This window comes from Polaromonas sp. P1_G2, from assembly GCF_056405515.1.
In genome coordinates this window covers 34,431-41,131 of record NZ_JBFUBY010000052.1, presented here as the reverse complement: position 1 = coordinate 41,131, position 6,701 = coordinate 34,431, and the positions used below count along the sequence as shown (strand labels likewise).

Sequence of the window (6,701 nt, the reverse complement as noted above, 5' to 3'; positions counted from 1 at the left end):
TCATTGAGCAGCAGGCCGTAGCGCTGCTTGCCGGCGGGCAGGTCGATCACGTCGACCGGGATCAGCGATTCGAGCGCCGCCGCGGCATCGGCGCCCACCAGGCGCAACTGGCCCATGTGGGACACGTCGAAGAGGCCGGCGGCCTGGCGCGTGTGGAGGTGCTCGGCCATCAGGCCCGCGGGATATTGCACCGGCATGGAATAGCCCGCGAAGGGCACCATGCGCGCGCCGAGCTCCACATGCAGCTCGTGCAGAGGTGTTTTCAGCAGGGTTTCAGGGGCGGCAGCGGAAGAGGTGGACGAATCGGACAAGGCATTCTCCGGGGGGCAAACAGGTTCTAAATCCATGAGCTTGCCCCTGCTGTCCACTTTACCTGAGAGATTCACCCGGCGATGCGGGCTTGCTCCTTCGGTGGGCCGCTTTGAAAACGGCCTCTCTCCAGTAGGGAACGCCTTGCCGCGTGGTGCGCCGCAGGGCGGTTGCCAGTCCTTTTGCCTGAGCGTTCAGTGCACCAAAAAGGGTTGCCCCGGGGTGTACGTGCGCCTTCGGCGGTTTTCGCGCGGAAAACTCTCTCCTGACCCCGTCGAGTGTAACGGATGCTGCCGTCGGCCCGGTCAGGCCGCCTGGTGCTGCGGCAGCAGCATGGCGATGCRCTCGCTGATGGAGTCGGCACGCTCGTGGCCCGCGATTTTTTCGATTTCTTCGATCATTTCGCGCGAGGCCGCCAGCATGCTGTCGCGGTCCTTGGCGTTGCGCAGCGCTTCGCGGAAGCGCTCGGCCATCACCGGGTCGCGCCGGGCGAACATGCGCTCGCAGATGTCGAAGAGGAACATGCGGGTGGTGGCGAGTGAGCGTTTGCCTTCAAACTGGTCGGCCGAAACCTGGATGGCCTGTGTGGTTTCGGGGCTCGGGAAATTTTGCAGCTGGGCCGGCGTGGGTTTGGGGACGGGCACCGGTGCAGGCACTGCGGCGGGGGGGGAGGTTTTGCCCGGGTGCGCTTCCAGAAAGCCTTCGCGCAACAGCCGCAGGGCGATGGCCTCGCCGTCGCCGTCGAACAGCGGGCGGAAGTCCTGGGCTGACTTGCTGCCGTCGGCCATCAGCAGCAAGGTGCGCTCGCGCTGGCCTAGCGTTCTCACGCCGGGCTTGAGCTCGGCGCGGGCACGGTCGGTTTTGTGGAGCTGCATGGATTTCATCCTGAAATGAAAGCCTGAGCATTACCTCCATAGATGACAAAGGCGTGAAACCCAGCCTGAAAAAAAGCTATTTGGCGTAGACCAGGTCGCGCAGGCCGAGCGAGAGTTGCGGTACGTAAGTGATCACCATCAGGCAGACCAGTATGACCCCTACAAAGGGCAGCAGGTGCGTCACGATGCGGTCCAGCGATATCCTGGCGACGGTGCAGGCCGCGAACAGGTTCACGCCGAAAGGCGGCGTGATCATGCCGAGCGCGAGGTTGACCACCATCACCAGGCCGAAGTGCACCGGGTCGATGCCGAAGTGCACCGCCACCGGCGCCAGGATGGGCGCCAGCACAATGATGGCGGCGCTGGTCTCGATGAACATGCCGATGATGAACAGCGCCGCGTTGACGCCCAGCAGGAAGAGGGCGGGCGACTTCAGCACCTCCTGCAGCCAGTGGCCTATGGCGTCCGGCACGCCGGCGCGGGTGATCAGGAAGGCGAACAGCCCGGCGTTGGCGATGATGAACATGATTACCGCGCTGGAAATCACCGACTTGCGCAAGATGACATACAGGTCCGCCAGCTTGATCTCACGGTAGATCACGATGCCGACGACCAGGGCGTAGAAGACCGCCACCGCCGAGGCTTCGGTCGGCGTGAAAATCCCACCGTAAATGCCGCCCAGGATGATCACCGGCATCAGTAGCGCCCAGCCGGCCTGCCAGGTCGCCTTGCCGAAACTCAGGCGGCCGTCGCCATCCTGTTTGCCCCAGCCCTTCCAGCGGCAGTACAGGTGCACAAACAGCATCAGCGCGAAGCCTATCAGCAGCCCCGGGCCGAAGCCAGCGATGAACAGTTCGCCAATGGAGACCTCTGCGCTCACGCCGTAGAGGATCATGGGGATGGACGGCGGGATGATCACGCCCAGCTCCGCGCTGGTGGCCTGCAGGGCCGCGGCGTAGGCCGTGGGGTAGCCGTGCTTGATGAGCGCCGGTATCAGGATGGCGCCTATGGCAAAGGTGGTGGCCACGGACGAGCCGGAGACGGCCGCGAAAATCATGCAGGTCAGCACGCAGGTCATGGGCAGGCCGCCCTGGACGCCGCCGACGATGCTTTTGGCGAACTCGACCAGCCGGCGCGAGATGCCGCCGGTTTCCATCAGGTTGCCGGCCAGGATGAAGAAGGGGATCGCGGCCAGCGGGAATTTGTTGATCGAGGAGAACATCTCCTTGACGGAGATCAGCATGTTGGCATTGGACGCCTGGATGCCGAAGATGGAGGCCAGGCCGATGGACACGGCCACGGAAACGGTGAGCGCAAAGCACAGCACCATCGTTGAAATCATCACCGCGGTCATTGCGCCGTCTCCAGTTCGTTGCGTTGGGGATCCAGCAGGTTGCCGATGATGCCGATCACGCAGAACATGCCGCCCACGGGCATGGCCACATAGCCCCAGAACATCGAGACGGACTCCAGACCGGCCATGGACTGCACGCGGCCGCGCAGCGAATAATCCCAACCCCACCAGACGATGACGGCGATCAGCGCCAGGGCGGCCAGGCACACCAGCCAATCCAGTACGCGCCGGATGCGCGGTGGGCTCCAGCGGTAAAGCACGTCCACGCTGACCATGGCGCCCTGCCGGAAGGCCATGGGGATGCCCATGAACACCATCCAGATCAGGCTCAGGCGGATCAGGATTTCGCTCCACTCGGCGGGCTGTTCAAGCACGAAGCGGGTGACGATCTGGAACATGCCGAGCGCCGAGGCGATGACCAGCATCAGGCAGGCCACCAGCATGGAGAAGCCGGTGGTCCAGCGTTCAAATGTGAGGAAGGCTTGTTTCATGAGGTGCGATAGAGAAGGGGGAAGAGCCGGTGCATGGAAAGCGCCCGCCAGTACGATGCCTGCGGGCGCGTTCGGTGAAAAAAAAGTGCGCAGGCCGGGCAGGGAAGCCTGCGGCCCGCGTGCCTTGCACTTACTTGTAGTTCCGGATCGCGTCGATGTTTGCCTTGCCGAACTGCTTCTCGAAATCGGCATTGACGGGTGCCAGCATGGCCACGAATTTGGACTTGTCGACGTTCTCGATCACGGTCATGCCCTTGGCGCGCAGCTCGGCCACGCCGTTGGCATCGTCCTGGTCGACGCGCGCGCGGTTGACCTTGGTGGCCTCCTTGGCCGCATCGACGAAGGCGGTCTTGTCGGCGGCGCTGAGCTTGTCGAAGGCCGCCTTGTTCATCACAAAAATGCAGGGCGAATAAACGTGGCCGGTCAGCGACAGGTGTTTCTGCACCTGGTCGAACTTGGCGGACATGATCACCGACAGCGGGTTCTCCTGGCCGTCGACCGTGCCTTGCTGCAGCGCGGTGAACACCTCAGGAAACGCCATCGGCGTGGTGATGATGCCCAGGCCCTTGTAGGCCGCGATGTGCACGGGGTTTTCCATGGTGCGCATCTTCAGGCCCTTGAGGTCTTCGGGCAGCTTCACGTCGCGTTTGCTGTTGGTCATGTGGCGAAAGCCGTTTTCGGCCCAGGCCAGCGCCTTGAAGCCTTTGGCGTCGAACTTGGTCAGCAGGTCCTGGCCGATAGGGCCGTCGAGTACCGCGCGCGCATGCGCCTTGTCGCGAAACAGAAAGGGTACGTCGAGGATTTTGGTCTCGGGCACGAAGTTGGGTATCGGGCCGGTGGACGAGAAAGCCAGCTCCTGGGTTCCCAGCTGCACGGCTTCAATCGATTCGCGTTCGCCGCCCAGTGCGCCGTTGTAAAAGGTCTGGACCTTGTAGCGGCCAGCCGTGCGTTTTTCGACCTCCTTGGCAAAGGTGTCGATGGCCACGCCCTGGTGCGAATTCTGCGCCGTGGAAATGCTGATCCGCATGGTGGTCTGCGCGTTCGCCGCCGCGATGAAACCCAGGCCCAAAGCCATGCCGACCAGCAGTTTTGAAATTTTCATGGTGTCTCCAAAATAATCGTTGTTCAGAAAATCCGCGATGACGGCGCCCGGCCGTATGCACACCTATTATTGCGTCGCTACCTTGGGCGCAGTGCGCGGGTTTTCGCTTAAATAGGCCGCAATAATGCTGTCAAAGTCGGGGTCGGGCAAGAGTCCCAGTCCCCGGGCCCGGCCCGCATCGATGACCGCCGGCCAGTTGGCCACGATGTTGGCGATGGCAGGGTCCGGCGTCCAGTCGATGAGGCCGGCGGCCTCTTTGCCCGCCACGCGCGCCAGCGCCGCGGCCATCTCGCCCACCGTGGTCTTCAGCGCCGGCAGGTTGATCGCCGTGCGCGCACCCCACTCGGCATCACCGGCCTCCGCCGCGCGTACCAGTCCTTCAATCGTTCGCGCCGGCGAGGCCAAGGCCACGGCCGTTTCGCGCGGCACCGGGCAGGCCGCGCGCTGGCCCGCCAGCGGCTCACGGATCATGCCGCTCAAGAAGCTCGAGGCCGCGCCGTTGGGCTTGCCGGGCCGCACGCTGACCGTCATCAGCCGCACGTTGCGCCCGCGTATGAAACCCTTGCGCGCGTAGTCCGCCACCAGTTGCTCGCCGATGAATTTCTGGATGCCGTAGCTGTTCTGCGGCGTGGGCAGCGTCCTGTCGTCGATCACCGGCGGCAGGGGCTGCGCGGGCGAATTGCCGAACACCGCGAGCGAACTCGCGAACACCACGGTGGGCGAGCTGCCCAGCTTGCGGCAGGCCTGCAGCAGCGCGCGCGTGGCGTCGACATTGCTGCGCATGCCGAGGTCGAAGTCGGCTTCGCATTCGCCGCTGACGGCAGCGGCCAGGTGAAAGACCAGCGCGTCGTCGGCGCGCACCACCTGTGATGCTGTGTCGCTGGTTTCGAGGAGTTGGTTAAGGTCGCCGACCACCGCACGAATCCGCGAATCCGCCGCCAGCGCCGCGGGCGGTGCAACTCGGTCGATCAATGTGATGGTCTGGATGATTTTCGGCGCGCCGCCCGCAAGAGAAAGTTTCCCCTGTTCGAGTAGCTGCCGTGCCAGCCTGGCACCCAGGAATCCGGCGCCGCCGGTAATAACGATGTTCATGTATCTTTTGTCTCCGTACTCTCTGTTTTATTCACCGCGGTTTGCTGCCGGGCGCGCCGCACAGTTTAGGTTTTTTCCTTCATCTGCGTAAATCTGCGTAATCTGCGGATAAAGAATTTCATCCACAGATTACGCAGATTAAAACAAGACGCCTGTGGATATGCCGGTACCAAGTCTTACCGCGACCTGAGCTTGAGCAACCGATCACGCGCGGCCGCCAGGTGTTCACGCAAGGTGTACCAGCGCTCCGAGAACTCATCGGGCAAATCCAGCGCCACCACCTGGCGCTCGATGTTGTCCAGCCGCTCCAGCAACTGCCGCAGCGCCATCGGGTTGTCGGCGGCGACTTCGTCCATGTCGTTTTCCAGGAACTTCAGGTCGCCGTAAAAATGATTGAGCGCCGAGCTGATGCGCCAGTCGAACAGCTTTGGAATCCACGCCAGCATCAGCAGGGCGATGGCCAGGATGGGCCCGATGGCATAGAACACCAGTTCCGCGTACTGCGCCGTGCGGTAGGGCAGCAGGGTTTCCATCCAGGGGCGGGCGCCCAGGCTGTAGGCGCGGGCCGTGGGGGACAGCGGGAAGTCGCTGCCGCGAAAGCTCGGGAACTGGCCGTGGCGCTGCAGGAAGTTGGGTATCTCGTGGATCTCGACGGCGGCGTCGAGCAGGGCGCGCTGCAGGGCCGGGTGCACGTCGGGCCGTACCAGCAGGTGGGTTTGCAGGCTCATCAGCGTGAGGTCTTTGGGCGGGATGTCGCCGCGCAGCTCGATCGCGCCTTGCGGCAGCAGCAGCGGCTGCAGGCGCGGGTTCTGGGCGGCCAGCGCGCCGGCGTGTTCGGCGCCCAGCAGCAGGATGCCGCTGCTGCGTGTCAGCAGCTGCACGGCCTGCGAGTCGTCACCGGCCGCCTGGAACACCAGGTCGACCTTGCCGTCCATTAGCGCATTGGCGGCAGCTACGCCGGTGGCATTGTCGAACTGGACGTCCGCGGGCCGCACGCCGGCGTGCGCCAGCATCAGCCTGGCCGCGATGAAGGACGAGGACGAAGCCGGCCCCGCCGCGATGCGCAGGCCCCTGGCCTGCGCCAGCGACGAGGGCCCGCCGGTGGTGGAAAAAATCCATACCGGCTCCTGGCCGACGACGGCCAGCGCCTGCACGGGGGTGTCGGCGTTCGCGTAGATGCCGTGGGCAAAGCCTATGCTGGTGGTCTCACTCGTCCGCGTCAGCCGGTCCAGCGAGCCTTTCTGCGTGTCCGAATACACGACCTCGGCGCGAACGCCTGTGCGCTCGAGCTGCTCGGCGTAGCGCTGCGCCAGCATCGAATAACCGTCTTGCGGCGAGCCTGCACTTATCACCACTTCGGCGGGCGGCAGCACCTTCCATTGGGTGGCGGACCACCACAAGGCCAGCGCCGCGCACAGCAGCACGGGTACGTAGAACAGCCACCAGCGCCGGCGGTAAAGCAGCAGCAGCTTCATCGC

The 6,701-nt window shown here is 64.2% G+C and carries 6 protein-coding genes, 1 pseudogene and 2 riboswitches; all 7 genes and pseudogenes read right to left on the bottom strand.

Features of this window, described 5'->3' with window-relative positions; genetic code table 11:
• Window positions 1–311: pseudogene (gene gcvT, locus AC1D0P_RS08010) on the bottom strand (glycine cleavage system aminomethyltransferase GcvT); the annotation flags it as partial.
• 39 nt (window positions 312–350) lie between these two features.
• A riboswitch (glycine riboswitch) is annotated at window positions 351–452 on the bottom strand.
• A 21-nt stretch (window positions 453–473) separates the two neighbouring features.
• Window positions 474–587: riboswitch (glycine riboswitch) on the bottom strand.
• Window positions 588–614: 27 nt separating this feature from the next.
• Complete coding sequence (locus AC1D0P_RS08005; RefSeq protein ID WP_477676245.1) at window positions 615–1,184, bottom strand: hypothetical protein; 570 nt, start codon at window positions 1,182–1,184, stop codon at window positions 615–617.
• 76 nt (window positions 1,185–1,260) lie between these two features.
• Window positions 1,261–2,538 (bottom strand): TRAP transporter large permease, encoded by a 1,278-nt coding sequence (locus AC1D0P_RS08000; RefSeq protein WP_477676244.1) that lies wholly within the window; start codon window positions 2,536–2,538, stop codon window positions 1,261–1,263.
• The gene (locus tag AC1D0P_RS07995) at window positions 2,535–3,029 is read right to left on the bottom strand and encodes a TRAP transporter small permease (RefSeq protein ID WP_477676243.1); all 495 of its coding nucleotides are present in this window, start codon (window positions 3,027–3,029) and stop codon (window positions 2,535–2,537) included. The genes AC1D0P_RS08000 and AC1D0P_RS07995 overlap by 4 nt, the downstream gene beginning before the upstream one ends.
• Window positions 3,030–3,159: 130 nt before the next feature.
• On the bottom strand, window positions 3,160–4,131 hold the full coding sequence (locus tag AC1D0P_RS07990) for a TRAP transporter substrate-binding protein (protein ID WP_477676242.1): 972 nt from the start codon (window positions 4,129–4,131) through the stop codon (window positions 3,160–3,162).
• A 66-nt stretch (window positions 4,132–4,197) separates the two neighbouring features.
• A complete protein-coding gene (gene denD / locus AC1D0P_RS07985) occupies window positions 4,198–5,223 on the bottom strand; it encodes a D-erythronate dehydrogenase (protein ID WP_477676241.1) in 1,026 nt (341 codons plus the stop codon).
• A 176-nt stretch (window positions 5,224–5,399) separates the two neighbouring features.
• The gene (locus AC1D0P_RS07980; protein WP_477676240.1) at window positions 5,400–6,698 is read right to left on the bottom strand and encodes a TAXI family TRAP transporter solute-binding subunit; all 1,299 of its coding nucleotides are present in this window, start codon (window positions 6,696–6,698) and stop codon (window positions 5,400–5,402) included.
• Window positions 6,699–6,701 lie beyond the last annotated feature (3 nt).

Excerpts from the sequence above, each read along its gene's own strand:
- AC1D0P_RS07980 (WP_477676240.1), bottom strand. The coding sequence starts at position 6,698 with ATGAAGCTGCTGCTGCTTTACCGCCGGCGCTGGTGGCTGTTCTACGTA.
- AC1D0P_RS08000 (WP_477676244.1), bottom strand. The coding sequence starts at position 2,538 with ATGACCGCGGTGATGATTTCAACGATGGTGCTGTGCTTTGCGCTCACC.
- denD (WP_477676241.1), bottom strand. The coding sequence starts at position 5,223 with ATGAACATCGTTATTACCGGCGGCGCCGGATTCCTGGGTGCCAGGCTG.
- AC1D0P_RS07995 (WP_477676243.1), bottom strand. The coding sequence starts at position 3,029 with ATGAAACAAGCCTTCCTCACATTTGAACGCTGGACCACCGGCTTCTCC.
- AC1D0P_RS07990 (WP_477676242.1), bottom strand. The coding sequence starts at position 4,131 with ATGAAAATTTCAAAACTGCTGGTCGGCATGGCTTTGGGCCTGGGTTTC.